Genomic DNA, 23446 nt, shown 5'->3' with positions numbered 1-23446 from the left:
TTCCGCTACCGGCTCACAGCCGGAACCGGAATCGCGTCGATCAGCGCCCTGGTGTACTCATTGCGCGGATCGGCGAAAATCTGTTCCGCCGGACCGGATTCGACGATCTTGCCGCGGTACATCACCGCGATGTCGTGGGCCAGGTTGCGGACCACCGACAGGTCGTGCGAGACGAACAGATAGGACAGTCCGCGTTCGATCTGCAGGTCGCGCAGTAGGTTCAGCACGCCTGCCTGGATCGACACGTCCAGTGAGGACACCGGCTCGTCGAGCACCAGCAGCTCCGGATCCAAGGCCAGCGCGCGGGCGATGCTGATGCGCTGCTTCTGGCCGCCGGAGAAGTCGGCCGGATAGCGATCGGAGTGTTCCGGGCGCAGGCCGACCTGCTCGAGCAGTTCCGGTACCCGCCGGGCGATGTCGGCGCGTGGCCGGCCATCGATGCGCAACGGCTCGGCGAGTGCGTCGAAAATCGGCAGCCTCGGGTCCAATGACGCGGTCGGATCCTGGAAGACGATCTGCATCTTCCTGCGGATCTCCCGCTTGTGCGCCTTGGTCAGGGTCGCGACATCGCTGCCCATGATCTCGATGCTGCCGGATTCGGGCCGGACCAGGTCCAGAATCTGGGTGAGCGTGGTGGATTTTCCGGAACCGGACTCGCCCACCAGCGCCAGTGTGCGGCCTGCGCGGACTTCGAAGCTGATGCCGTCGACCGCGCGCACCTCGCCCTTGTGGCGCCGGAACACCACACCCGAGGTGATCGGGAAGGTCTTCACCAGCTCCGAAACCTTCAGCACCACACGGTCTTCGGTGGCGGCCTCGGTCCGCGGTTCGGAGATTTCCTGACGGTAGGCCTCGAACAGTTCCTTCGAACCGACCTCCGCGGTGCGGATGCAGGCGGCGGAGTGCCCGGGGTTGGTCTTCTCCAGCGGTGGTTCGGCCGCCCGGCAGTCGTCGATGGCGATCGGGCAGCGCGGCGCGAAGGAGCAGCCGGGCGGCAGCGAATGCATCGCGGGCGGTGCGCCGACGATCGGGATCAGCGGACTGCGCGCGGGGCCGTCGATGCGCGGGATGGAGCCGAGCAGCCCCACCGTGTACGGCATCCGAGGCGCGTTGAAAAGCTCGGTGGTGGTGGCGGTTTCGACGATTTTACCCGCGTACATGACCGCGACCCGGTCGGCGAGGGTGGCCGCGATGCCCATGTCGTGGGTGATCATGATGACGCCTGCGCCGGTGATGTCGCGCGCCTTGCGCAGCAGGTTCAGGATCTGTTTCTGCACGGTCACATCGAGTGCGGTGGTCGGCTCGTCGCAGATGATCAGCGCGGGATCGTTGGCGATCGCCATCGCGATGACGACGCGCTGGCGCATGCCGCCGGAGAACTCGTGCGGAAACATGGTGGCGCGCACCGCGGGCTCGGGGATGCCGACCAGGTCGAGCAGTTCCACCGCCTTCTTGCCGGCTTCCTTCTTGCCCATCGTGCCGTGCGCGAGCAGCGCCTCGGCGACCTGGTCGCCCACCCGGTACACCGGGGTCAGCGCCGAAAGCGGGTCCTGGAACACCATGCTGATGGAACTGCCGCGCAGCTTGGACATTGGGCGGTCACCGAGGCCGAGCAGTTCGCGCCCGCGCAACCGGATGGATCCGTTGATGCGCGCCTGCTCCGGCAGCAACCCCATCACCGCGAGCGACGACACCGACTTGCCGGAACCGGATTCGCCGACGATGGCGAGTACTTCACCGTCGGACACTGTGTAGTTCACCCCCCGCACCGCGTCGATCCGGCCCTCCTCGCTGGGGAACGAGACTCGTAGATCGGTGACCTCGAGCAGGGGTGCGGTCGAACTTGCTCCCGTCATGGTTTCGCTTTCTTCCGCGAGCGGGCCCGCTTGGCGCCCGGATCGAACGCGTCGCGCAGGCCGTCACCGACCAGATTCGCGCTCAGCACCGTGATGATCAACAGGCCACCGGCGAACAGGAACAGCCAGGGGTAGGTCAGCGCCGATTTGGTGCCCGCCGCGATGAGCGAGCCGAGCGACACATCGGGCGGCTGCACACCGAAACCGAGGAAGCTCAAACCGGTTTCGGCCATGATCGCCGCACCGACGCTGAGCGTGGTGTCGATGATCAGGATCGACGCGATGTTCGGAATGATGTGGCTGACGATCACCGTCCGGGTCGGTGCACCCATATACCGGGCGGCCTTGACGAATTCGCGGTCACGCAGGCTCAGGGTCAGGCCGCGCACGATCCGCGCGCTGATCATCCAGCCGAAGGCGGCCAGCAGCACGATCAGCAAGGCGATGGATCCGCTGCCCTTCGTGCGCGGTGCGAACAGCGCGATGATGATGAAGCTGGGCACCACCAGCAGCAGGTCGACCACCCACATGATCGCCCGGTCGGTCCAGCCGCCGAGCAAGCCGGCCACCGAGCCCGCCGTCGCGGCGATGGCGGTGGAGAACAGTGCGACGCACAGGCCGATAACCAGCGATTTCTGCAGGCCGCGCAGCGTCTGCGCCAGCACGTCCTGGCCGATCTGCGTGGTGCCGAAAGGATGCTTGGCGCTCGGTGGTTTGAGCAGTGCGGTGTAGTCCAGCTGTTGATAGTCGTAGGCCAGCAGCGGCGGCAGCGCGAAGCTGGCGACGAACAGTGCGATCAGCACCGCCGCGCCCGCGATCGCGGGCTTATTGCGAGTGAACCGACGCCAGACGAGCTTGCGCCTGCCGGAAGCGGTGATCTCCGGCGCGCCCTGAACAATGATTTCGGCTTCGGTCACGATTGCGCCTCGCTACGGCTCGGCTCCGCCGTGCCGAACGGTGCTGTGTTGATGGTTCGATCGCTGCGCTCACTCACGACACACGCACCCTGGGGTCGAGAATCGCGTACACGATGTCGGAGAGCAGACCCGACACCAGCACCACCAGCCCGGCGAAGGCCGTCACCGTCACCACCACGTAGAGATCCTGGGCGTTGATCGAGTCGACGAGCCACTCGCCGACGCCGTGCCAGCCGAAGATCTTCTCGGTGAACGTCGCACCGGTGATCAGGCCGCCGAGGCTGTAGGCGAACAGCGTCGCCATCGGAATCAGCGCGGTGCGCAGGCCGTGCTTGTACAACGCCTTGCTGCGGGTCAGGCCCTTGGCGCGGGCGGTGCGAATGAAGTCGCTCTGCAGCACGTCGAGCATGGCGTTGCGCTGATAGCGGCTGTAGCCCGCCATACCGCCGAGCGCGAGGCCCGCCGTCGGCAGCACCAGGTGCTGGAGGCGGTCGAGCAGCTGCGGCCAGAAGCCGGTGACCGTATTCGCCGAGGTTTCACCGGTATAGAGGAAGATCTGCGAACCGGTGAGCGAGTTGACTTCCAGCGCACCATATTTCAACAAGGTGGCGAGCAGGAACACCGGAGTGCTCAAGATCAGCAGCGAGACGACCGTGGTGAAGTAGTCGCTGAACTTGTACTGCCGGATCGCTCCCGCCGCGCCGATCAGCACGCCCAGCACGGTGCCGACGAGCGAACCGATGATCAGCAGTCGCAGACTGACCGCGACCCGGCGCGGTAACTCCTCACCGACCGGCTGTCCGGCGAGTGTGGTGCCGAAGTCGCCGTGCGAGACACCCTTCAGCCAGGTCACGTAGCGCTGCGGAATCGGATCGTTGAGATGCAGCTGCTCGGCCTTGGCGTCGATCACCGCCTGTGGTGGCCGCGGGTTGCGCTGTTCGAGACTGTCCAACGGCCGAAACGTCAGCGAAGCAAGGCTGAACGTCAGGAACGAGGCCAGCAGCAACAGCACGACATAATTGAGCGCGCGTCGTAGCAGGAAGCCGGTCATCAGTCCTCTGGTCTTACGGCTGGGCGGGCCAGCATGAGTATTAGCCCCTGATCATAAGGACGTGTGTCGCCGCGCGCGTGCCACGCGGGGGTTCGGCATGTCCTTTATTCTGTCGGATCTCCGAAGGCCGAGCCGGAGACCCGGGCCGACGACGCGAAATGGCGTCGACCGCCCTCCTGACGCACATCGCGATCGTCTCGAGACTGTTTTCCGGCAGGATGGCGTAGGTGACTCGCCTGGACCTGCCCAAACCGAAGATGGTTGCCACCGATGTCGACGGCACCCTCATTGATCACGACGAGCGGGTCACCGCGCGGACCAAGGCGGCGATCGACGCCCTGGTCGCCGACGGTGTGCCGTTCGTCCTCGCGACCGGTCGGCCGCCGCGCTGGATCGACCCGGTGGTCGACGGTCTCGGTTACGCGCCGCTGTGTGTCTGCGGCAACGGTGCGGTGATCTACGACAGTGCCACCGATCGGGTGCTGGCGAGCAAGACGTTGGACGTGCAGACCCTGGCGTGGATCGCGGATCTGGCCGAACGCGCGCTGCCCGGCTGCGGTCTCGCCGCCGAACGAGTCGGCGCCCGCGCGCACGACGCGGTGACGCCGCAGTTCGTGAGCTCGCCCGAGTACGAGCACGCCTGGCTGAATCCGGACGACACCGCCGTGTCCCGCAGCGAGGTCATCGACGCGCCCGCGATCAAAATGCTGGTCCGACTACGCGGAACCAGCAGCGCCGATATGCGCGCGGTGCTCGCGCCACTGATCGGGGACCGCGCTGACATCACCTATTCGACCGATCACGGTCTGATCGAGCTGTCCGCACCGGGCGTCACCAAGGCCTCCGGGCTGGCCTCGGTGGCGCAGCGGCTAGGTGTGGAGCACTCGACGATCATCGCGTTCGGCGATATGCCCAACGATGTTCCGATGCTCACGATGGTCGGGCACGGGGTGGCGATGGCCAACGCGCACCCGGAGGCGCTCGCCGCCGCGAACGAGGTCACCGCGGCGAATTCGGAGGACGGGGTTGCGCGGGTGCTGGAACGCTGGTGGGTCTGAGTCGGTTCGGTTGGTCTCGGGAGGCCAATCAACCGACGCGCAATATTCTGTGCTGCAACAACTTTCGATTCAACGCGGCGGTGGGTCCTACTCCGGGGCCGGATCGGCTTCTGGCGCGGGCGCAGTCTCCGGTGCAGGAGCGGCGTCGGGAGCCGCAGCGATGTCCGGTGCCGGAGCGGCGTCGGGAGCCGCAGCGATGTCCGGTGCCGGAGCGGCGTCGGGAGCCGCAGCGATCTCCGGTGCCGGAGCGGTCTCGGGAGCCGCAGCGATCCCCGGTGCCGGTGCCGGATCAGTGCCGAGCGCCGGAGCATTGCCGGGTGCTGAGGGCGGGGCGGGCGCCGGTCCGGGTGCGGCGATCCGCTCGTTCGGTTTGCGCCGCGTTTCCTGCTGGTAGGTGTCGTTGTAGGTCTTCCATACCGTGGTGACGATGTCGGTCAGCTGGTTGAAAACGAGTGAGCCGTACTGGAAGTCCGAACGCAGGCCATTGGGCACCGGGTAGGAATTGCTCAGCGGCAGGCCGAGCACGCCCGCGTCGGCGCCGAGCGCGAGGAAGCGGTCGAGGATCGCACCCATCACCGCGTACACCTGACCGTCGGGCGCGGAATACACATACCCGTTGGTGAACTTGGCGTACTGCTGGCCCGACGCCGCGGGAAGCAACTTCGACCGCGCGGCGCCGAGCGGGCCGGTCGGGCCGCCCTGGTCGAACCAATACCTGGCGATTCCGCTCTCGTTCACCATGCCGAGCAGCTCGTTGGCCAGTGCGGCAAGTGTGGCGAGGTCGGGCTGCGTCCGCGGTGCGGGCTGCTGCTGAGTGCCGTTCTGCGTCTGTGTATTACCGGTCTGCGGCTGGGTGGTCTGCACCGGGACGCTCGACTGTCCCGTGCCGCTCGCGGCGATGTCGCGAATGCGGTCCATCAACGCGTAGGCGGCGTCACCGGGGCAGCTGGTGTTGCCGACGTCGCGGTGCGCGAACACTATCGGCAGCCGGACGCTCTCACCTTGGGCGTAGGAGGTGAATTCGGTGCCTTCGGAGTACATGGTGGTGTACCCCTTCGGATCGAGGCCCGCGACCTTGGTCTTCCAGCCGACGAACCTGCCGAGGGCGTTGATCGCCTCGTCCGACGGCTGCTCCGACTCGTAGTTGCCCATCAGCGACACGCCGGAAGTGTTCTCGTTGAATCCGCCCGCGTGCGCGCCCTGCACCGGGCGATCCAGTCCGCCGAAGCGACCCTCGAAGATCTGCCCGTACTTGTCGACGAGGGCGTTGTAGCCGATGTCGCACCAGCCCAACGTCCTTGCGTGATAGGTGTAGATCGCGCGGACGATGCCCGCGGACTCGGCCTTGCTGTAGTCGTTGCGTCCCGCGGTGTGGTGGACCGTCACCCCGCCGACGCCGTCCGCGTCGTAGGTCGGTTCCTCGCAGCGGATCGATTCGTCGGCGCCCCACTGGGCACGGGTGATCACGTTCGGGCCGCCGCCGGGCAGTGCCGCGGCGACGTCGGACAGTTCGCTGTCGATGGCGCCGCGACCGGGATCGATGAGGACCGCGGTCATGGCCGCGGCGTTGATCTGGGCCGGGTCGTCGGAGCGCGCGGCGGCCGCCGTCGGCTGCGTGGGCTCCTGCGGCGCTGTCGACGCGGCGGGCTTGCGGGTCACCAGGATCTGCACGGCCTTCGTGTCGCCGACGTAGATCGGTTCCGTGCCGGTGGTGCCGCCTGCCGGGGCGCGATCGGTGCGCCGGGTGTCGACGGCCTCGGTGTCATACCAGGGTCCCCATGCGCCGTCGGGTTGGCGGGCACGGATCGTCGCGGTGGTGTTCACCAGATCGTTCGCGGTGAGTGCGACCACGCTGAACGGTGTTTCGCGGGTGAGCTCCTTGACCTGCGCGCCGACCTGGTCGATCAGGTCGGGCGGGACGGCGCCGGGCGCCAACGCCGGGGTGTCGGGGGTGGTTCCCGGTTCCAGCAGGCTGGGGTCGGCGATGAAGCTCGCGGTCGGGGTGCGACCCGGGATGGGCGGCGTGGGAGCGGTCGGGCTCGGGGCGGGGTACTGGCCGGAGAGCGGGCGCTGTCCGGGAGCTGTCTGAAACTGCCCGGGAGCGAATTGACTCTGACCAGGGACTGTTCGGCTCGGAACGGAATTCGGGCCGGCGCCTGGCGCCGTCGGGCTTTGGCCGGAATTGAGCCTGGGTAGTGGAATTTCCTTTGGTAGCTGAATGCCTGGTGGCAGCGGCAGGCCATCGGGAATCCGCAGCGACGATGGCAACGGCAGCATGCGCAGATCGGACAGCCGCAGGTCCGGCAGGTCGAGGCCGGTGAGCTCCTTGAGCGGGAGCGTGATGTCGGGGGCGGAGGCGAGCGCCATTTCGGCGAGTTGTGCGGGTACAGCAGCCAGCTCGCTATCGGTGGTCGAGCGGTAATCGATCGAATCGCTCATGGTAAATGCTGCGAGCGGGGCCGCTACCGCGAGCGTGGTGACAACCGGGATTACGTAGGAACGTTTCGGTTTGCGGTACGGCACGAGCATCTCCAATCAGGTCGAACTGGCGATCTGTGCAAAAGATTCAGGCTTGCATCCTGATGCATCAACGATCACACTAGTTTACAACTGTCACATTATCTAAACCTCTTCTTGAGGATTAATATGATTGCTCGAATGTAGCTCTCGGATTGCGACCGGACGGCGCGACATGCCGACAGGCGGAGCACTGATCCGGTCCTGGAAACCGTGGGAGTGAACAGATGCGACGCAGACAGCACCGAAATGAAAGCGCACGCGCGCAGCGACAATTGCCTGCGAAATGGGGTGCGCGCATACCGCGCTCGGTCCGCGGATATCGCGGTCCGACGACACCGTCCGCGATATCCGCGCCTCCGGTTCTTGTCACCGGTGCTGCGCTGCTCGTTGCGGGAACAGTTCTCGCATTCTGGGGTTGGCAAGGGCACGCGGGATATCGACCGTTGGCAGGGCCCGGGCATGGACGTGGCATGAGTCAGGTCGGCGCATTCGACAGCGCGCTCGAGGGGTGGCAGGCCGGGCAGATTCTCGAGCACTACTACCCGGGCGCAGACCTCGGCCGAATCCCGCAGGCCACGGTCGCGGTGCGGCTCGTCGAACAGGACGACTCCACCCTGGACGCCTACGCCGATGCGGGCGGTCGGGTCGCGGGGCGGGAGTTCGCCGCCGGCCAGGCCGCTCACCTCACACCGTTGCCCGACGGCGGCGCGAATGTGGTCGTCACCACCGGCTGTGACGGCGAGGTGTTGTGGCAGTCCGCGACCGACGACCCGTGGATCTATCCGCACGATCACGCGCCCGGCAGGCCCGCTACTGAACATCTGACCCTGTGTGGCGGCTCGGCGTACCGGGGCGCGCTCGGTGTGGCGACGGAGAACGGCGAGGCGCGCACGGTCAACCGTGTCGATGTGCAGGACTACCTGCTCGGTGTGGTGCCCGCCGAGGTGCAGGCCAATTGGGCCGACAAGGGTGCGGTGGAAGCCCTTCGCGCCCAGGCGATCGCGGCTCGTTCGTATGCCCTTGCCGAGCGCCGTTACCCCTACGCGCAGACCTGCGACACCACTGACTGCCAGGCCTATCCCGGTACCGACAAGGAAGATCCGCGTACGGCCGCCGCGGTGGTCGCCACCGCGGGCATGGTCCTGCTGCGCGACGGACGGATCTTGCGAGCGGAATACTCCGCCGCGCCCGACGGCGGCGAGCCTGCCGATATCTACACCTTCGCCGTCGGCCCGACCCCGGGCGAATTGGGGCCGGTGCCAGTCGAACCCGGTCCCGCCGACCAGTCCGCCGTCGGTCCGCTGGATCCGCGCACCCAGACCGTCGTCGGTGAGTTGCCGATCGCTGTCGAGTACCGGCGGCTCGGCGGCGCGAACAGTTCGGTCGGGCAGCCGTTGGGCCCCGAGATGGCGCTGCCGCAGCACGCGGGCACCTATCGGATGTTCACCAATGGCGTCATCGTTTCGACGCCGACCCTCGGTGCTCAGGTCGTCGACTTCACCAGGCTGATGCAGTTGGTGCCCGAGCCGCCCGCTTCTGGGGCGAAGCCCTCAAACAACGCCGTGCCGCTTGCCGATGCGATCCCGCCCGCGAGCGCCGTTGCGCCGGGGCACACCGTCGCGCCGAAAACCGCGTCGACCCCGACGCCGCGTCCGACGTCGAGCGCTGCCCTCCCGTCCGGCGGTCCGACCGGAGGTGAGCTCTGATCGGTTCGATGACATTGCCGAGGTTTGACTCCGGGCAGCGGGTTTTCCGAAGTCGCCTGCTGTCGATCGGTTTTCGTCTTTCGCGCGAAAGCTGACCGAAGGCGTCGATGGGGTCAATCCAGCGAGGTGTCGCCCAAGGACTCGGACAGGTTGCGTAACAGTCCCGTCAGCTGTTCGCGCGCCGCGGCATCCAGTGTCGTCAGCATGCGCTGCTCGTTTGCCATGTGGAGTGGGAGCAGGTCGTCGATCAGGGTGCGGCCTGCCGGGGTGAGCTGAACCCGGACCGATCGGCGATCCTCGGGATCGGGCGTGCGTTCCACCAAGCCCTTGGTCGCGAGCCGGTCGATGCGATTGGTGATCGCGCCCGAGGTCACCATGGCCGCTCGGTTCAAAGCGCCTGCGGTGAGCCCGGTTTCGCCGCCGGAGCGCCGCAGCGTGGCCAGCACATCGAACTCCCAGAACTCCATGCCGTGGCCCGCGAAGAACTTCTTCAGGTCCTGTTCCACCACACGCGACAGGCGGCTGATCCGTCCGATCACCTGCATCGGTGAGACATCCACATCGGGGCGTTCCCGGCCCCAGTGTTCGATGATCAGGTCCACGGCGTCTCCCATCGGAGTTCCTCTCGTTCCTAAGAATCTTAACATTGATCTACTTGACGGTGAGACATCTCGTACGGTAGATATTTCAACGTTGAGATTATCAATGAGGAGCGACCGACATGACCACAACCACCGCCCCGCGTGCCGCGGGTTCTTACGCGGGCACCCTGGCGCTCACCGCCCTGACTCCGATCGTCTGGGGCTCCACCTATGCCGTCACCACCGAGTTCCTGCCCCCGGACCGGCCGCTGTTCACCGCGCTCATGCGCGCGCTGCCCGCCGGGCTCGTGCTGCTCGCCCTCACGCGGGTGCTGCCCCGCGGCATCTGGGTCGGACGGGCCGCGGTGCTCGGCATCCTCAATATCGGGGCGTTCTTCCCGCTGCTGTTCCTGGCCGCCTACCGGCTGCCGGGCGGTGTCGCGGGCGTGCTCGGTGCGGTGGCGCCGATGATCGCGCTCGGCTTCGCGGCGATGGTGCTGGCGGAGAAGCCGACCGGGCGCAAGATCATCGCCGGTCTGGTCGGCATCTTCGGCGTCGCACTGGTGGTGCTGCGTGGCAATGCCCAGCTCGACACGCTCGGGGTGATCGCCGGACTCGCCGGCGCCGCGTCGATGTCGTTGGGCACGGTGCTCACCAAGCGCTGGGGACGGCCCGACGGTGTCGGTCCACTCGCGCTCACCGGCTGGCAGCTCACCGCGGGCGGATTGTTCATCGCGCCGCTGGCCTTCCTGATCGAGGGCGCTCCGCCGGCGCTCGACGGCCGCGCTGTCGGTGGCTACCTGTACCTCGGCATCATCGGCACCGCAGTGGCGTACTGGCTGTGGTTCCGCGGCATCTCTCGGGTGCCTGCCACCTCGATCGCCTTCCTCGGGCTGCTCAGCCCGGTATCCGCGGCGGTGATCGGCTGGGTCGCGCTCGGTCAGGCGCTTACTCCCCTGCAGGTGCTCGGCATGGTGATCGCCTTGGTCGGCACCCTGCTCGGTCAGCTGGCGGGCAAGCCTGCACCCGCGGCGCTGCCCGAGGAGCCGGGTGCGCCGGTGCCCGTCCCGGCCCGCTAGGAGTTCGCCGAGAAAAGTGTTGACTTTGACGTAACGTCAACTTGCAAGCTGGTAAGTACCGACGAGAACGAAGGGAAAGGGTCATGGCATCGGCCACCCGCACCGGCGAATGGTCCATCCAGGACCTGGCCAAGGCGGCAGGCACCACCAGCCGGACACTGCGCCACTACGGGCAGCTCGGGCTACTGCCGCCGAGCCGAATCGGCGCCAACGGGTACCGCTACTACGACCAGAACTCCCTGGTGCGGCTGCAACGCATCCTGCTGCTGCGAGAACTCGGCCTCGGCCTGCCTGCCATCGCCGAAGTTCTCGCCGGACAACAGGACGCCAACGCCGCACTGCGCGCGCACCTGGAACTGCTACGGCAGGAACAGGATCGGATCCGGCGCCAGATCGAATCGGTGACCACCACGCTGCACAAGACGGAACGAGGTGAACAACTCATGGCAGCAGAAGTTTTCGACGGGTTCGACCACACCCAGTACAAGGATGAGGTGATCGAACGCTGGGGCAAGGACGCCTACGAGAGCGGCGACCGTTGGTGGCGTTCGCTGAGTGAGGCCGACAAGAAGGCGCACCAGCAAACGCATCTCGACATCGCGGCCGACTACGGCGGGGCGCGCGCCACGGGGCGCACACCCGACAGCGACGAGGTCCAGGCCATCGCGCAACGGCACCGTGACTGGCTCGGTGACAGCTGGCAGGGCCGCCCGCTCACCGCCGAGGCCTTCATCGGCCTTGGCGAAATGTACGTCGCCGACCCGAGGTTCGGGAAGAACTACGACGTACATGGCGAGGGCACAGCCGAATTCGTGCGTGACGCGATGAAGGTCTACGCCGAGAACCGGCTGCGGTAGCCGGAAACTGCTCGGTCGCAACAAGGTAGAGCGCCCGCATGTCACGTGGCATGCGGGCGCTTTCGGCTTGGATGCCGCATTGGACGCGCGCGGGCAGCTCGGTTCGAAGAGCGGGTGCCGTTCGGCGGTGACTGTGTCGGCGGGCGGGGCCCGCGCCGGAGCGCTCGATTTCACGTGCTCGCGGAAGGTAGAGTTCGCCAGCAGGACGAGGGGGGCTCGATGAACTATCCGTATGGTCACACGGGGAATCCGCAGCACATCTATCCGCAGGCGCCCGGCTATCCATCGCAGCCCGGCTACCAGCCGCCGTACGGATATCAGCCACGGCCCGGCGGCGGAACGGCCATCACCGCGGGGATATTGGCGCTGCTCGGTGGTGTGCAGAACACGATCAGCACGGTGTTCGCGTTACTGGAGTGGCGCGACCGCCACGGTCCGCTCACCGCGAGGAACGGCTCTATCGCATCCACTCGGGTACGGCTCGACACGATCTACGCCGTGTGGTTCGGTGGCGTGGGACTCATCGCCTTTCTGCTGGTCCTTGGTGCTGTTCTGCTGTTGTGTCGCAAGCAGACCGGAAGGGTCATGGTGATCCTCGGAACGGTTCTGGCGCTCTTCGTCGCCGCCCTGCCGATATTCGGCGTCGGCGCCCTCGGTGGCGTCGGCGCGCTCGCCGATTCCGATCTGGCCATGGTCGTTGCGATCGGCGCGGGGCCGCCGCTGCTGACATTGGTCCTGGCCGCGTGGAGCTCGACAGGCCGCTGGATCGCAGCGGGACGCCTGCCGCGATACCCGTAGCCGTTTCCGGGCTGCCTGGATGTCCGGTGCGGACGCCGATCACCGGCTACGGTCGAACTGTGGATGCCACTGGGAATTCGGGCGCAGCCCCGTACTCGGAACCGAGCGCAGCACTGGCGACGACAGCCGGGGTACTCGGCGTGGTCCTCGGTGCGAGCAATCTGATCGGCGCGGGCATGCTGCTGATCGCATTCCGTAGCGACCCGGACACATTCGACAACTCCCTCGCCATCTTCGCGACCCTCGGCGCCCTGCTGCTGGCTTTCGCGCTGATCTACGGCGCGATCCTGCTGTTCCGCCGCGACGAGACCGGCCGCTACACCCTCACCGTCGCTTCGGGCTCGATGCTCGCCATCGCCCTTGCCGCCCTTGCCTGTTCGCTCACCGGCTACGAATCCAGCTACGGCATCCACTGGTTCGACGAAGGGGCTCGCGCCGCCGACGCCATCACGTCGACATTCGGCCTTGTCGGCACCCTCACGGCCTTCGTTCACCAGGACTGGCTCGCCGGGCTGACCACAATCGTCGTCCCCCTCGCCACCTTCCTCACCGCGGCATCGAGCTACACCGCCCGCTGGGTAGCGGCATCTCCTCGCCGCCGCGCCGTTCCGCATCTGGACGAGCCGGCCTACTGACGGCCTCGGCCGGCATCGAGCGATCGAACCGATCTGCTCGGAGTCGTGGAACCACGCTCGGCGGCATCGCCGCTGACGATCGATCGCGCGGTGGATGGCAACGTGGCTACCAGAGCCTGGAGCAAGCCGAGGTCGATACCGGACTGTGGGAGCTTGTCCTGCGGGCGGTTTCGACCAGCACGGCGGTGATCGAGAGTGACGACCGGCCGTGGGGCGAATGGATAGGCATCAGCCGCGCATGGCCTGCATCAGTTGGTCTTCGGTGATCGGGGGGACCGGAAGCGGGTGGGCGGCGGAGGCGCGGAGGCCGTCGAGGACGAGGGCCAGGTGGCGGCGCCAGATGTCGGGGGCCACGGTGGCGGTGGCTTCGACTATGCGGGTGTGGGACCAGGTGATGAAGGCGATGTCCTCCAGGACCCAGTCGGGGCGCAGGACGCCGGCTTCCTGTGCGCGGACGATGATTCGGCGCATCAGGCCGTGGCCGTGTTCCTGGGCGCGCGCGATGGCGGCGCTGGGGGCCGCGCGCAGTGACAGGTCGCTGAGGAGCCGGTCGCTGGCTTGGAGCTCGCAGACCTTCTCGACGAGGTAGGTGAAGGCGTCCCAGGGGTCGTCGATGGCGATGGCCTGTTCGGCGATGCGTCCGCCCGCTTCGATGCGGTCTTCGACGGCGGCGGCGATGAGGTCGTCGCGGGTGGGGAAGCGGTTGTAGAGGGTGCCGATGGCGACGCCTGCGCGGGCGGCGACCTCCTTCAGGGGTGCGTCGAGACCGCGTTCTTCGAACACTTCCCTGGCAGCGGTCACGAGCGCGTCCCTATTGCGGCGGGCGTCGCTGCGTAACGGCTTGTCCTCGGGCATTCGCCGATCCTACAAATCTGCCGCTCGATTTATCTTGAGCATGGGTTCAAGTTAATGCTACGGTCGCAGTGAACTTGAACCATGGCTCAACTTAGTGAGGTAGTGGCATGACGAAGACGATCGCGATATTCGGGTTCGGGCCGGGGCTCGGCATGGGGACCGGGCGGCGGTTCGGGCGCGAGGGCTTCCGGGTCGCGGTGATCGGCCGGAATCCGGACAAGGCCGCGCGGCACGTCGAGGAGCTGGCCGCGGAAGGTATCGAGGCTGCCGCCTTTCCCGCGGATCTCACCGACGAAGCGCAGCTGCGCGGTGTGGTCGACGACATCACCGGCACGTTCGGGCAGATCGACGTCGCGTTGCACGGCGCGGCGGCCGACATGACCGACCGGACCCCGACCACGCTGGACGTGGACGCGGCAGCCTTGCGCGTCCCGCTCGAACTGAAGCTCTACTCGCCGATCTGGATGGCCCGTGCGCTCGCGCCCGCGATGGTCGAGCGCGGTGCGGGCACTTTGCTCTTCTCCTCCGGGTCGTCGGACCGGTATGTGCTGCCCTACCTGTCCAACTTCGGCGTCATCCTCGGCGCGCAGCGCACCTACATCCGCCAACTCGACGTCGAACTCGCGGGCACCGGCGTCTATGTCGGACTGCTCAACATCGGCGTGCTGATCGGCAACAGCAAGGCCGAACGCATCGTCGACGAGCATCCCGAGCTGGTGCCGCCCGGTGTCGAGATCGCCAGAATGGGCAATGACGAACTGGGCGAACATTATTGGCGCATGTACACCGAGCGGACCGAGGTCGAGGTGGAGGTCGGCTTCCCCGAGTGACGCCGGTTCGTCGGGGCCGCGACCGCATCGCACGCATCGACGGCGTTCACCGCATCGCCGAAGGTCGGTGTGCCTGTCACGCACCACCCGGGCCGTCGGCGATGGGTGCGCCTGCCGGTGAGTCGGCCTCGGCGGCCCATGTGGTGGGGCCAGGCTGGTTTGCCGAGGACGGCGACCGGGGTGCGGAACCCGATGGACGGGGCGAGGGTGTGACATCCACGATGCGGGGTTTCCGGTCGACCGGGCGATGGTGTGGCTCGATCGGCCTTCGCCGCCAAACTGGACGATCGCTCAGTTCGAGTGTCTATTGAATAGCGGCTTTATTGCGGTCACATGGCGGTTTGGGCAAACTCTCGGCGAAATTCGGATGTTCTCTCTCCGAAACCACTGGCTGGAGCAGGGCCGCTCAGCCCGCCCGGTGACTCCGCCAGGACAGCGCGGAGACTTCCGATACGCTGGGCTCCCGTGACCGCCGCATCGTCCTCGGGTAACTCCGTCCCCACCGCCTCACAGTTCGATCTGATCGTCGTCGGCTCCGGATTCTTCGGGCTGACCGTCGCCGAACGCACCGCTACCTTGCTCGGCAAGCGAGTGCTGGTGATCGACCGCCGCTACCACCTCGGTGGCAACGCCTATTCGGAGCCGGAGCCGGAAACCGGGATCGAGGTGCACAAGTACGGTGCGCACCTGTTCCACACCTCGAACAAGCGGGTGTGGGACTACGTCACCCAGTTCACCGAGTTCACCGGCTACCAGCACCGTGTCTTCGCGATGCACAAGGGGCAGGCCTACCAGTTCCCGATGGGCCTCGGCTTGATCTCCCAGTTCTTCGGTCGCTACTTCACCCCCGAGGAGGCGCGCACGCTGATCGCCGAGCAGGCCGCCGAGGTCGAGACCAAGGACGCGCAGAACCTGGAGGAAAAGGCGATCTCGCTGATCGGCCGCCCGCTCTATGAGGCGTTCGTCCGCGACTACACCGCCAAGCAGTGGCAGACCGACCCGAGGGAACTGCCCGCGGGCAACATCACCCGCTTGCCGGTGCGCTACACCTTCGACAACCGCTACTTCAACGACACCTACGAGGGTCTGCCCGCACAGGGCTACACGAAGTGGCTGGAGAACATGGCCGCCTCCGACCTGATCGAGGTCAGGCTCGACACCGACTGGTTCGACGTGCGCGAGCAGATTCGCGCCGAGAACCCGGACGCGCCGGTGGTCTACACCGGTCCGGTGGATCGCTACTTCGACTACAGCGAGGGCGAACTCGGCTGGCGCACCATCGATTTCGAGACCGAAGTGCTGCCGACCGGCGACTACCAGGGCACCTCGGTGATGAACTACAACGATGCGGACGTGCCCTACACCCGCATCATCGAACCGCGCCACTTCCACCCCGAGCGCGACAGCTACCCCAACGACAAGACCGTGATCATGCGCGAGTACTCCCGCTTCGCGCAGACCGGCGACGAGCCGTACTACCCGATCAACACCCCGGAGGACCGCGCCAAGCTCGCCGCTTACCGCACCCTCGCCAAGAAGGAAACCGCAACGGAGAAGGTCCTTTTCGGCGGCCGCCTCGGCACCTATCAGTACCTTGACATGCACATGGCCATCGGCAGCGCGCTCAGCATGTTCGACAATGTGCTGCGGCCGCACCTGGAATCGGGCGAGCTGCTCGCGGACGAGGCGTAGATGAGCCACACTCGCGAAGCTCGGCTCGTCGAAGCCGACCAGGTGCGGGTGACCCGCACTGACACCGAAAGTAACGGATGACCTCCCAGTCGATCTTGGAAGATATGACCACCGAAACCCGCGCGAAGTCGCTGCTGCAGCGCATCATCCTGCCCAGGCCGGGTGAGCCGCTGGACGTGCGCACCCTCTACGTCGAGGAGTCGGCGACCAACGCACGGCGCGCGCACGCCGCCACTCGCACCTCGCTGTCGGTCGGCGCGGAATCCGAGGTGTCGTTCTGCACCTACTTCAACGCACTGCCCGCGAGCTACTGGCGGCGCTGGAGCATCCTGGAATCGGTGGTGCTGCGGCTGGAGCTGGCCGGGCACGGCCGCGTCGATGTCTACCGTTCGAAGGCGGACGGCTCGCGAATCCACGTGCAGGGCAAGGAGTTCGCCGTCGCGCCCGGCGCCGAATCGGTGCACGTCGAGTTCGAGACCGATCTCGCTCCGTTCGAGGATGGCGGCTGGATCTGGTTCGACATCACCACCGACACGGCGGTCACACTGCTGGCGGGCGGCTGGTACGCCCCGATCGAGGCGCCGGGCGACGGCAGCATCGCGGTCGGCATGCCCACGTTCAACCGGCCGACCGACGCGGTGAAAACCCTCGGCGCCCTCGGGTCGGATCCACTGGTGCTCGAGAAGATCAAGGCTGTCATCATCCCTGATCAGGGCACCCGCAAGGTGGTCGACGAGCCCGGCTTCACCGAGGCCGCCGCGGTGCTCGGCGACCGGCTCGCCATCTACAACCAGCCCAACCTCGGCGGCTCCGGCGGTTACAGCCGGGTGATGTACGAGGCGCTGAAGACCACCGACGCCCAGTACATCGTCTACATGGACGACGACATCGAGATCGAGCCCGACTCGATCCTGCGCGCACTGGCCTTCGCGCGTTTCGCCAAGTCGCCGGTTCTGGTCGGCGGGCAGATGCTCAACCTGCAGGAGCGCTCGCACCTGCACGTCATGGGTGAGGTCGTCGACCGCGGCATCTTCATGTGGACCGCGGCGCCGAATGTGGAGTACGACCACGACTTCTCGAAGTACCCGCTGAAGGACCGCGACAACTCCAAGCTGCTGCACCGGCGCATCGACGTCGACTTCAACGGCTGGTGGACCTGCGTCATCCCGCGGCAGGTCGCCGAGGAGCTCGGTCAGCCGCTGCCGCTTTTCCTCAAGTGGGACGACGCCGAATACGGTCTGCGCGCGCGTGCCGCCGGGTACCCGACGGTCACCCTGCCCGGCGCGGCCGTCTGGCATATGGCCTGGAGCGACAAGGACGACGCCATCGACTGGCAGGCGTACTTCCACCTGCGCAACCGCCTGGTCGTCGCCTCGCTGCACCTGCCGGGCAATGGCCGCGCCATGGTGGTGAACACGGTCAAGGCGACCATGAAACACCTGCTGTGCCTGGAGTATTCGACGGTCGCCATCCAGAACCTGGCGATTCGCGACTTCCTCGCCGGCCCGGAGCGGCTGTTCCAGCTGCTGCCGAGCGCCCTCGGCGCGGTGCACGAGCTGCGCAAGCAGTACCCCGACGCGGTGATCCTGCCCTCGTCCACCGAACTGCCGCTGGCCAGCCACATCGGCGTCGGCGCGGTCGGCGAACCCGCCAACCCGATCGCCAAGGTGGTCCGGCTCGCCAAGGGCCTCGTGCACAGCGTGCGACCCGCCCAGCCCGAGCACCATGAGCGTCCGCAGCTGAATGTGCCGACCCTGGACGCGCGGTGGTTCCTGCTCTCGCAGGTCGACGGTGTCACCGTCACCACCGCCGACGGCCGCGGCGTCGTCTACCGCAAGCGCGATCCACGGCAGGCCCTCGGCCTGTTCAAGGAGGCCATGCGGCTGCGCAAGGAGCTGGCCGCGCGCTTCCCGGAGATGCAGGAGCGCTACCGTGCCGCCCATCCGCAGTTGACCAGCACCGCCGCGTGGGAGAACGCCTTCGGCATCGGCGATACGAAAGGCACGCAGCAGTGAGCATCGGAGCACATGGCAGCGCGGCGGTGAACGAGGCGTTGCGCAGCACGAACGGGCATGCCGCCCATGGCGTCGCGCCCGAAACCGCGACCGCGCCGCCCGAGGTCGCCATCCTCAATGCGGTGCAGTCGGCGATCGGCGGCAACCCCGCGGTCGTCAAGGCGGCTCGCGGCATGTCGCACTTCGGTGAGCACGCGCTCGGCTGGGTCGGCATCGCCGCCGTCGGCTGGCTCGCGGACAAACCGCGGCGTCGGCAGTGGGCGGGGGTCGCGGTCGGCGCGGTCGGTGCGCACGCTGCTTCGATCGTGATCAAGCGGATCGTCAGGCGGCCCCGCCCCAACGACCCATCGGTGCAGGTCAACGTGTCTACGCCGAGCAAATTGAGCTTTCCGTCCTCGCACGCGACCTCGACCACGGCGGCGGCGGTGTTGCTCGGGAAATTGACCGGGCTACCCTTGCCTGCGGTGCTCGTTCCACCGATGTTGCTCTCCAGGGTCGTACTCGGGGTGCACTATCCCTCCGACGTGCTCGCCGGATCCGCGCTCGGTGCCGCGTCCGCCGCTGTTGTGCTTGCCGCCGAAAAGAGACTCGATAGTGACCGGACAAGAAAGAGCCTTGGTTGACATGAGTGAAGAGCCGACCAGCGCCGACCTAGCCGAGGCCGTCGTCAAGGGCCCGCCCAAGACGCTGGCCGGCGGGTTGATCAAGGCCGTTCGCCCGCGACAGTGGGTGAAGAACGTTCTGGTGCTCGCCGCGCCGCTGGCCGCGGGCTCGGCCACCGAGGTGGACGTGCTCGCCCCCGTCGGGATCGCCTTCGTGGTGTTCTGCATGGCGGCGTCGGGCATCTACCTCGTCAACGACTCGCTCGATGTGGAAGCCGACCGGGCGCACCCGACCAAGCGGTTCCGGCCGATCGCCGCGGGCGTGGTCCCGGTGAACCTGGCCTACATGCTGGCCGCGGTGCTGCTCGTCGCGTCGATCGCCGGATCGTTCCTGGCGTCGTGGCATCTCGCCGTCGTGATGGCGGTCTACATCGGCATCCAGTTGGCCTACTGCCTCGGCCTCAAGCATCAGGCCGTGCTGGACATCTGCATCGTGTCCTCGGGCTTCCTGCTGCGCGCCGTCGCCGGTGGCGCGGCCGCGGATATCGATCTGTCGCAATGGTTCCTGCTGATCATGGCGTTCGGTTCGCTGTTCATGGCGGCGGGCAAGCGCTACGCCGAACTGCAGATCGCGCTGGGCACGGGCGCCAAGATCCGCAAGTCGCTCGAGTACTACACGCCGACCTATCTGCGCTTCATCTGGACCCTCGCCGCGACAGCGGTGGTGGTGTTCTACGGCCTCTGGGCGTTCCAGCAGGACAGCCTGAAGAACACCAACTGGTTCGCAATCTCGATGGTTCCGTTTACCATCGCAATCCTGCGCTATGCGGTCGACGTCGATGGCGGCGAGGCCGGTGAACCCGAAGAGATCGCGCTGGGGGACCGCATCCTCCAGTTCCTCGCAATCGCCTGGATCGGAGCGGTAGGTGTCGCTGTCTATCTCACCTGACGAGATGTTGGTCGAGGGAGCGGAGCGAACGGAATACGCAACCGACGAGCCGGCCGAAGGGCCGGCTCGCTCGACGTTGCGGCACGTACAGCTATCCCGAGCCATCTTCGTCGGTGGGATGGCGCTCACTGTTGTCCTGTTCGCGACCGGCGCCTGGCAACGGCGCTGGATCGCCGACGACGGCCTGATCGTGCTGCGAACGGTGCGAAACCTGTTGGCAGGCAACGGGCCGGTCTTCAACGTGGACGAACGCGTCGAAACCAACACCAGCACGGCGTGGACCTATCTGGTCTGGTTCTTCAGCTGGCTCACCCAGGCCAGGCTCGAGTACGTGGTGCTCGGTGTCGCGCTGACGGTGTCGATGGCCGCGATCGTGTTCGCCATGCTCGGGACCGCGCGGCTGTGGGGTGGCGCCGAGTCCGCGCTGATGCTGCCCGCGGGCGTGCTTGTCTACATCGCGCTGCCGCCTGCCCGTGACTACGCCTCCTCCGGACTGGAGAGCGGGCTGGTCATCTGCTGGCTCGGCCTGCTGTGGTGGCTGATGATCCGGTGGAGCCAGGCCGAGCGGGTCCGGCTGCCCGGCTTCTTCGGACTGGTGTTCCTCGCCGGACTCGCGCCGCTGATTCGTCCCGAGATGACCCTGGTCGGCGGACTGGCGCTGGCAATGATCTTCTGTGCGCCGATGCCGAAGACCCGGCTGCGTCCGATTGTGCTGCGGGCGTTGATCGTCGCGGCCGCCGGGATCCTCCCGCTGGGCTACCAGGTCTGGCGTATGGGCTACTACGGCCTGCCCTACCCGAACACCGCTGTCGCCAAGGACGCGGGCGGCGCGAAGTGGGGACAGGGCTTCAAGTACCTGTGGGACCTGGTCGGTCCCTATTACCTGTGGGTGCCGCTGCTGGTGCTGCTCGCCGCGGGCGTCGTCGCGGCGCGCACCGCGACGGCCGTCGCACCGGCGCGGGCCGGTCGGTCCGCCGCTGCCGACGAGCAGCGCGGTGGGACCGTCGACCGCGTGCGCGCATGGCTGCGCTCGCCGAGCGCGGTGGTCACGCTCATGCTCGGCAGCGGTGTCATCCTGACGGTGTACGCGCTGCGCGTCGGTGGCGACTTCATGCACGGCCGGATGCTGCTGCCGCAGCTGTTCTGCCTGTTGCTGCCGGTCGCGGTGGCGCCGATCCGGCTGCCCGACGGCGGTCTGCGGTCGATGTCGGCCACCGACTGGTCGTTCGCGGTGATCGGGTTCGCGTTGATCGGCACCGCGGGCTGGGCGCTGTTCGCCGCTAACACCACGGCCATCAAGACCGGGACCAAGATCAGTTCCTCTGGCATCGTCGACGAGCGCGTCTACTACGTGCTCAACACCGGCCACGATCATCCGATCCTGGCCGAGGACTACCTCGACTACCCGCGCATCCGGCCGATGGTCAACGACATCGCGGCCACCCCCGACGGCGGCCTGCTGCTGAACTCGCCGTCGTTCATGTTCTGGTACATCGCACCGCCGCCGCAGCCGATCCCCGAAGGCGGCGCCGGACACACGGTCTACTTCCTGAACCTGGGCATGACCAGCATGAACGTCCCGCTGAACGTGCGCGTGATCGACCAGATGGGCCTCGCCTATCCGCTGGCCGCGCACACCGACCGGTTGACCGACGGCCGCATCGGGCACGACAAGGCGCTGTATCCGGACTGGGTCATCGTGGATACCGGCGTGGTCGACAAGAAGCCGTGGATGCCGTGGTTCCTCGACGAGAAATGGGTTACCCAGGCGCGGACGGCGATGAAGTGCCCGGACACCGAGGCGCTGGCCATCTCCTATCGCGATCCGCTCACGTGGGACCGTTTCAAGCACAACCTGCTGCACGCGCTGAGTTTCGCCAAGTACCGCATCGATCGGGTGCCGAAGTACGAGATCCAGCGCTGCGATCTGGTCGATCCCTTCCCACAACCGCCACGATGATCATATTCTCGTAGTCACACTGAGCCCACGGATCACCGTGGGCTCAGTAGTTTCATCGGACTACGCCGGTAGAGTGGCGTACGCCGCTTTATCACTTTTTGATAACGCCCATGCATCGATGACGCGTTAGGCTGCGACGGTACGCCCGCCGGTGGCGTTCCCTCGTGATGGGCGAAAACCGGAGGTCACCGTAAATCGATCGGATTCGGTCGGATGAAGGAAGGGTCCAAATAAATGCGAGGCGTTATCGGGCGTAAGACCGAAAGTGGACGTCTGAGATCCCGGAGAGCCGGTGCGTGGTTCAAGCGGTCGGTGCTGATGTCGCTGGCCGTTTTGCTACCGCTCGGGGTGTCGGTGGCAGGACCTGGCGCCACCGCGTCGGCAGCGTTCAATCCCGATGCGTTCGACTTCTGGGTCGACTCGTCGATGGGCCCGATCAAGTCGCGGATCTTCCGCGCGGCGGACGGCAACACCGGACGCGTGGTGTACGCGCTGGACGGCATGCGGGCCCGGGGCGACATCAACGGCTGGGAGGCCGAGACCGAGATCGCCCGCGAGCTCACCAAGTGGAACATCAACGTCGTCATGCCGGTCGGCGGACCGTCCAGCTTCTACGCGGACTGGAACGCGCCGGGCAACTTCCTCGGCCTCAACACCGGGTCGACGGGTTCGGCCAACGGCTCCTCGTCGGGTTCCGCGATGACGGGCTCCTCGGGCTGGAACGAGACGCTGGGGAAGAACAACACCTATAAGTGGGAATCGTTCCTCACCAACAACCTGCGCTGGGCGCTGCGGGACCGGCTCGGCTTCAACCCGAACCGCAACGGCGTGTTCGGCCTGTCCATGGGTGGCAGCGCCGCGCTGACGCTGGCCGCCTACCACCCGGACCAGTTCCGGTACGCGGGCTCGTACTCGGGCTACCTGAACATCTCCGCGCCGGGTATGCGTGAGGCGCTGCGCGTGGCCATGATCAGTGCGGGTGGTTACAACATCGACGCGATGGCGCCGCCGTGGGGCCCGCAGTGGCTGCGGATGGACCCGTTCGTCTTCGCGCCGCGACTGATCGCGAACGGCACCAGGGTCTGGGTCGCCGCCGGTAGCGCGCTGCCGGGTGCCGCCGACGCGACATCGCCGCTGGACATCCTGCAGGGCACGCCGCTCGAGGCGCTCGCGCTGGTCAACACCAGGGCCTTCCAGGTCCGCATGATGACCCTCGGTGCGCAGAACGTCACCTACAGCTTCCCGTCCGTCGGTATCCACAACTGGCGCAACTGGGAGTCCGAGGTCTACCGGATGATTCCGGACCTCTCGGCCAACATCGGGTGAGTTCATGAGCCCGGCTCGGTAGAGCTGGGGTCGCGGTGAAATCGGGGGGGCGGGGGGGCGGCGGGATGGTGTTAGGGGCGGCCCCGACGAGGTGGGGGGCGCCCGCCGGCGCGCGCGCGCCCCCCGCCCACGCGCAGCCGGCCGGGGGTGGGGAGACGC

The 23446-nt window shown here is 67.0% G+C and carries 19 protein-coding genes; 13 read left to right on the top strand and 6 right to left on the bottom strand.

Features of this window, described 5'->3' with window-relative positions; all coding sequences use genetic code 11:
- Positions 1–5: 5 nt before the first annotated feature.
- The 3 genes from ACFU4Z_RS12720 to ACFU4Z_RS12710 form a co-directional block, all read right to left on the bottom strand.
- Complete coding sequence (locus tag ACFU4Z_RS12720) at positions 6–1856, bottom strand: dipeptide ABC transporter ATP-binding protein (protein ID WP_379062172.1); 1851 nt, start codon at positions 1854–1856, stop codon at positions 6–8.
- Positions 1853–2773, bottom strand: coding sequence for an ABC transporter permease (locus tag ACFU4Z_RS12715; protein WP_379062170.1), 921 nt, complete (start codon positions 2771–2773; stop codon positions 1853–1855). Before ACFU4Z_RS12715 ends, ACFU4Z_RS12720 begins: the two co-directional genes overlap by 4 nt.
- Positions 2774–2846: 73 nt before the next feature.
- Positions 2847–3824 carry an ABC transporter permease gene (locus ACFU4Z_RS12710; protein ID WP_379062167.1) on the bottom strand — a complete coding sequence of 326 codons (978 nt, stop codon included), beginning with the start codon at positions 3822–3824 and terminating at the stop codon, positions 2847–2849.
- A gap of 257 nt (positions 3825–4081) precedes the next feature.
- On the opposite strand from ACFU4Z_RS12710, the gene ACFU4Z_RS12705 reads away from it, so the two are divergent.
- On the top strand, positions 4082–4882 hold the full coding sequence (locus ACFU4Z_RS12705; protein ID WP_379062548.1) for an HAD family hydrolase: 801 nt from the start codon (positions 4082–4084) through the stop codon (positions 4880–4882).
- An 87-nt stretch (positions 4883–4969) separates the two neighbouring features.
- On the opposite strand, the gene ACFU4Z_RS12700 is transcribed toward ACFU4Z_RS12705, so the two are convergent.
- Positions 4970–7321, bottom strand: a complete 2352-nt coding sequence (locus ACFU4Z_RS12700; protein ID WP_379062164.1) for an N-acetylmuramoyl-L-alanine amidase — start codon at positions 7319–7321, stop codon at positions 4970–4972.
- A 551-nt stretch (positions 7322–7872) separates the two neighbouring features.
- Between ACFU4Z_RS12700 and ACFU4Z_RS12695 the strand changes: the two genes are divergently transcribed.
- Positions 7873–9108 carry a SpoIID/LytB domain-containing protein gene (locus ACFU4Z_RS12695; protein WP_379062161.1) on the top strand — a complete coding sequence of 412 codons (1236 nt, stop codon included), beginning with the start codon at positions 7873–7875 and terminating at the stop codon, positions 9106–9108.
- A 113-nt stretch (positions 9109–9221) separates the two neighbouring features.
- On the opposite strand, the gene ACFU4Z_RS12690 is transcribed toward ACFU4Z_RS12695, so the two are convergent.
- Positions 9222–9722: a MarR family winged helix-turn-helix transcriptional regulator gene (locus tag ACFU4Z_RS12690; RefSeq protein ID WP_379062158.1), complete on the bottom strand. Its 501-nt coding sequence runs from the start codon at positions 9720–9722 to the stop codon at positions 9222–9224.
- Positions 9723–9829: 107 nt separating this feature from the next.
- Between ACFU4Z_RS12690 and ACFU4Z_RS12685 the strand changes: the two genes are divergently transcribed.
- The 4 genes from ACFU4Z_RS12685 (at position 9830) to ACFU4Z_RS12670 (ending at position 13058) form a co-directional block, all read left to right on the top strand.
- Positions 9830–10768 (top strand): EamA family transporter, encoded by a 939-nt coding sequence (locus ACFU4Z_RS12685; protein ID WP_379062155.1) that lies wholly within the window; start codon positions 9830–9832, stop codon positions 10766–10768.
- An 83-nt stretch (positions 10769–10851) separates the two neighbouring features.
- Positions 10852–11625: a MerR family transcriptional regulator gene (locus ACFU4Z_RS12680; RefSeq protein WP_379062152.1), complete on the top strand. Its 774-nt coding sequence runs from the start codon at positions 10852–10854 to the stop codon at positions 11623–11625.
- 219 nt (positions 11626–11844) lie between these two features.
- Complete coding sequence (locus tag ACFU4Z_RS12675) at positions 11845–12423, top strand: hypothetical protein (RefSeq protein WP_379062149.1); 579 nt, start codon at positions 11845–11847, stop codon at positions 12421–12423.
- Positions 12424–12482: 59 nt separating this feature from the next.
- Complete coding sequence (locus tag ACFU4Z_RS12670) at positions 12483–13058, top strand: hypothetical protein (protein ID WP_379062147.1); 576 nt, start codon at positions 12483–12485, stop codon at positions 13056–13058.
- Between the two features lie 228 nt (positions 13059–13286).
- Here ACFU4Z_RS12670 and ACFU4Z_RS12665 read toward each other — a convergent pair whose 3' ends face one another.
- On the bottom strand, positions 13287–13913 hold the full coding sequence (locus tag ACFU4Z_RS12665; protein ID WP_379062145.1) for a TetR/AcrR family transcriptional regulator: 627 nt from the start codon (positions 13911–13913) through the stop codon (positions 13287–13289).
- Positions 13914–14020: 107 nt separating this feature from the next.
- Between ACFU4Z_RS12665 and ACFU4Z_RS12660 the strand changes: the two genes are divergently transcribed.
- From ACFU4Z_RS12660 to ACFU4Z_RS12630, 7 genes are all read left to right on the top strand, one after another.
- A complete protein-coding gene (locus ACFU4Z_RS12660) occupies positions 14021–14743 on the top strand; it encodes an SDR family NAD(P)-dependent oxidoreductase (RefSeq protein WP_379062141.1) in 723 nt (240 codons plus the stop codon).
- A gap of 465 nt (positions 14744–15208) precedes the next feature.
- A complete protein-coding gene (gene glf / locus ACFU4Z_RS12655) occupies positions 15209–16435 on the top strand; it encodes a UDP-galactopyranose mutase (RefSeq protein ID WP_379062139.1) in 1227 nt (408 codons plus the stop codon).
- Between the two features lie 77 nt (positions 16436–16512).
- Positions 16513–18450 (top strand): glycosyltransferase, encoded by a 1938-nt coding sequence (locus ACFU4Z_RS12650; protein ID WP_379062135.1) that lies wholly within the window; start codon positions 16513–16515, stop codon positions 18448–18450.
- Between the two features lie 110 nt (positions 18451–18560).
- Positions 18561–19073 (top strand): phosphatase PAP2 family protein, encoded by a 513-nt coding sequence (locus tag ACFU4Z_RS12645; protein WP_328412583.1) that lies wholly within the window; start codon positions 18561–18563, stop codon positions 19071–19073.
- A gap of 1 nt (position 19074) precedes the next feature.
- Complete coding sequence (locus ACFU4Z_RS12640; RefSeq protein ID WP_379062133.1) at positions 19075–20001, top strand: decaprenyl-phosphate phosphoribosyltransferase; 927 nt, start codon at positions 19075–19077, stop codon at positions 19999–20001.
- A 4-nt stretch (positions 20002–20005) separates the two neighbouring features.
- The gene (gene zomB / locus ACFU4Z_RS12635) at positions 20006–21961 is read left to right on the top strand and encodes a flagellar motor control protein ZomB (RefSeq protein ID WP_379062545.1); all 1956 of its coding nucleotides are present in this window, start codon (positions 20006–20008) and stop codon (positions 21959–21961) included.
- A 318-nt stretch (positions 21962–22279) separates the two neighbouring features.
- Positions 22280–23287 (top strand): alpha/beta hydrolase, encoded by a 1008-nt coding sequence (locus tag ACFU4Z_RS12630; protein ID WP_379062130.1) that lies wholly within the window; start codon positions 22280–22282, stop codon positions 23285–23287.
- Positions 23288–23446 lie beyond the last annotated feature (159 nt).

The sequence above is a fragment of the Nocardia sp. NPDC057440 genome, from assembly GCF_042802915.1.
GTDB lineage: Bacteria > Actinomycetota > Actinomycetes > Mycobacteriales > Mycobacteriaceae > Nocardia.
This window is presented reverse-complemented; position numbering and strand designations above follow the sequence as displayed.